This window comes from Pseudomonas caricapapayae (assembly GCF_001400735.1).
Lineage (GTDB): Bacteria > Pseudomonadota > Gammaproteobacteria > Pseudomonadales > Pseudomonadaceae > Aquipseudomonas > Aquipseudomonas caricapapayae.
In genome coordinates, this window is the sequence record NZ_LJPW01000049.1 from 1 (window position 1) to 3,324 (window position 3,324).

The window sequence follows — 3,324 nt, forward strand, 5'->3', positions numbered from 1 at the left end:
GTCAAATTACTTACGCAGTTCGACGCGACGGTTTTGAGCCCAGGACTGCTCGTCGTTGCCGGTAGCAACTGGACGCTCTTCGCCGTAGGAAACCAGTTCCAGCTGAGCTGGGGAAACACCTTGCAGAACCAGGTAGCGTTGAACGGCTTTCGCACGACGCTCGCCCAGTGCCATGTTGTACTCACGAGTACCACGTTCGTCGGTGTTGCCTTCCAGAACAACGCGAGCGCCGTTAGCTTTCAGGTCTTTGGCGTGCACGTCCAGGGAGCGCATGGCTTCTGGCTTCAGGTCCGAACTGTCGTATTCGAAGTAGAAGGTGGTGATTGCGCGCAGAGCAGCTTCTTCGCTCAGGGAGCCGTCAACTGCACCAGTGTTGGCGCCGTAACCAGCGTTAGGGTCAACAGCACCGCCTGCACCGGCGTTGTCGCCGCCTTTGGACGAGCAACCTACAGCTACAGCCATGGCCAGAGCCAGCGCAGCAAATTTACCAAACTTCAGCATTTCCATCTTGAAACTCCTAATGAACCCCAGTGTGTTAAGCAAATCGTGTAGCGCCGCGTCAGTTCAGGTAAGGGGACCAGGAAGGTTCTCTGACTTCGCCTTGAGCGGTAGGAAGCGGGAGCCTTACGCGTCCATTAATGGACACGAGCATCAAGACTCCCCGGCCCTGCTGGCGTGGAACGCGAGCATACCATGAGAGTCGTCCCTCGGCGCCGCCTATTACATCGCTCAAGGTATGTGCATGATGTTGCGCAGCGCTGATCCTTATCCCGGTAAATTGTAGTGGTCAACTAATCCCGGACACGACGTTAAGTTTTTTCTCGGCCTGAGCCGGGGCCAATCCGTTGTTGAATTGGTGCTGTCTAATCCAGTTGTACCGATGCATCAGGTAATGACTGATGTCGCGGTGCGCTTCTTGAGCTGTCATGTAGCCCACGGTCGGTATCCATTCAGTTTTCAAGCTGCGAAACAAGAGCTCCATCGGCGCATTATCCCAACAGTTTCCACGACGGCTCATGCTTTGGCGCATACGGTAACGCCAGAGCCGTTGGCGAAACTGGCGACTGCCATATTGCGAGCCCTGATCCGATTGAAACAGCAGCCCTTTAGGCCTGCCACGCTGTTCGTAAGCCATGTCCAACACCTTGATGACCAGATCCGCATCCGGTTTTTTTGACAACGCCCAACCCACAATTCGGCGTGCGTATAGATCCAGAACGACAGCCAGGTAATGCCATTTCCCTTGAGCCCAGATGTAGGTGATGTCGCCACACCAGGCTTGATTCGGCGCCGGCACATCAAACTCTCGATTCAATATGTTCGGAATGTCAGGCCGCTCAACCGTCGATTGTTTGTAGGCATGTGATCCAGGTTGTTTACTGACCAACTCCAGTCCCCGCATCGGACCTCGTACCTTGAACCGCCCAATTTGCTCGCCGGCTTCCTGCATCATCGAGACGATGCTGCGGCTACCGGCGGCGCTTCGACTTTGCGTAAACAGTTCGTTAACCCGGCTGCGCAACCGAAGCCGCTCAACGTCCGGAGTTCGGCGCCTGAGGCGGTGGGAGTAGTAACACGAGCGAGTAATGTTAAAGACTGTGCAAAGCCAATCGACCGGTTCTTGGGCGCTCAGTTGATCAATCAGCGCGTGCGCTCGTGCTCTTCCGACATCAAGAGCGCGGTAGCCTAATGAGATGGTCACCCCCACACCCTGTGAGGGCTAAGCTTTAGCAGGGTGCTTTATTTTCGGAGGGCATCATCATGAGCGAGTCAGCGCTGATAGGTATTGATCTCGGTAAACATACGTTCCATCTGCACGGCCAGGATAAGTCAGGCCGGGAGGTGTTTCGCAAAAAATGTTCACGGGCGCAAATGATGCAATTTTTTGCCAGCTCGCAGAGCTGTGTCGTGGCAATGGAGGCCTGTGCGGGGTCGCACTGTGTTGCTCGTCAGTTGGCGGCAATTGGACACACGGCCAAGCTGATTTCCCCGCAGTTCGTCAAGCCCTTCGTCAAGGGCAACAAAAACGACTTTGTCGACGCTGAGGCGATTTGCGAAGCGGCTTCTCGTCCTTCGATGCGTTTCGTTACGCCTAAGACTGAATCCCAGCAAACCCTTTCTGTACTCCATCGGATGCGCGAATCGTTGGTGCGTGATCGCACCAGAACCGTTAATCAGATGCACGGTTTTCTATTGGAATTTGGCGTCAGCCTGCCCAGAGGTTCGACCATCATGAAGCGTCTGGCGGTTGTTTTGGCTGAGCATGAACTTCCCGTTCGTCTGACGGTGCTGCTGCAGCGTTTGCACAATCACCTCATCTATCTGGATGAGCAAATCAAGGCAATGGATAAAGAGCTGGCATGCCAAGTGGCCGATGATGATCTGGGTAGCCGTTTGCTGAGCATTCCATGTGTAGGCCCGATCACTGCCAGCCTGCTAGCTGTGGAGATGGGCGATGGTAAGCAGTATCGATGCAGCCGGGACTTTGCCGCATCAGTGGGATTGGTACCCAAGCAATACAGCACCGGCGGCAAGGCCAACTTACTGGGGATCAGTAAACGCGGCGACAAGCACCTTCGACAGTTGCTCGTGCAATGTTCCAGGGTCTACATGCAGAGACTCGATCACCAGAAAGGAGCCTTGGCCGACTGGGTTCGTTCATTGCTGAGTCGACGCCACTCCAATTTTGTGGCCTGTGCCTTGGCTAACAAGCTGGCGCGAATCGCTTGGGCGATAGCCGCGCACCATACGCGGTACGAAGCAGGGCCAGGCACCTGAGCGCCTGATTCGGCAGTTGTTGCTGTACCACGATTTACCTTTCAGGTTTTGCGATAGCTGTATAGTGGATGACGTAAACGGCCTATCGGCCTGACGAAGAACCTGTTTTAAAAATTGGCTCAGCAAGAAGCCGTTAGCCTTTTCAGGATCTTTAGGCGCGACTCTCATCATGGCGCGGGTGAATCATCCAATAGACGCCGGATAGATTTAAGCAAGCCAACTGCTCGCCCATGAATCAGCATTGCAAAAAAGGGGGTGACCATAGATTTTAAATGGATTTCTCCCGCTCAAGACGAGCGATCCGAGCTTCCAGCTCCTGGATTTTCTGCTGTTCGGGCGTCAGGGCCTTACTCTGCGGAGTAAGGCCGTTGCGCTCCTGCTGGAGTTGATTAACCCAGCGACGCAACGCGAACTCGACCACCCCAAGCGAGCGGCTGGCTTCGATACGGCTATAGCCTTGATCGAGCACGAGGCCTGCGGCCTCGCGTTTGAATTCAGCGGAAAAGGAACGACGTTGCTTGGTCATCAGACACCTCTATCTGGCGA

General features: G+C 54.8%; 2 protein-coding genes and 3 pseudogenes. 1 reads left to right on the top strand and 4 read right to left on the bottom strand.

Annotated elements, in window-relative coordinates:
* Window positions 1-6 precede the first annotated feature (6 nt).
* The 3 genes and pseudogenes from pal to ALO80_RS06760 all read right to left on the bottom strand — a co-directional run.
* The gene (gene pal, locus ALO80_RS06755; RefSeq protein WP_002554651.1) at window positions 7-507 is read right to left on the bottom strand and encodes a peptidoglycan-associated lipoprotein Pal; all 501 of its coding nucleotides are present in this window, start codon (window positions 505-507) and stop codon (window positions 7-9) included.
* A 52-nt stretch (window positions 508-559) separates the two neighbouring features.
* Window positions 560-676: pseudogene (locus ALO80_RS31930) on the bottom strand (hypothetical protein); the annotation flags it as partial.
* 111 nt (window positions 677-787) lie between these two features.
* Window positions 788-1,687 (bottom strand): annotated as a pseudogene (locus ALO80_RS06760) (IS3 family transposase); the annotation flags it as partial.
* 74 nt (window positions 1,688-1,761) lie between these two features.
* On the opposite strand from ALO80_RS06760, the gene ALO80_RS06765 reads away from it, so the two are divergent.
* Window positions 1,762-2,778 carry an IS110 family RNA-guided transposase gene (locus ALO80_RS06765; RefSeq protein WP_055008387.1) on the top strand — a complete coding sequence of 339 codons (1,017 nt, stop codon included), beginning with the start codon at window positions 1,762-1,764 and terminating at the stop codon, window positions 2,776-2,778.
* A gap of 271 nt (window positions 2,779-3,049) precedes the next feature.
* Here the strand turns inward: ALO80_RS06765 and ALO80_RS06770 are convergent.
* Window positions 3,050-3,304, bottom strand: a pseudogene (locus ALO80_RS06770) (IS3 family transposase); the annotation flags it as partial.
* Window positions 3,305-3,324: the final 20 nt, after the last annotated feature.

Bases quoted from the DNA above. Each gene is read 5' to 3' on its own strand.
- pal (WP_002554651.1), bottom strand. From the start codon at position 507: ATGGAAATGCTGAAGTTTGGTAAATTTGCTGCGCTGGCTCTGGCCATG.
- ALO80_RS06765 (WP_055008387.1), top strand. From the start codon at position 1,762: ATGAGCGAGTCAGCGCTGATAGGTATTGATCTCGGTAAACATACGTTC.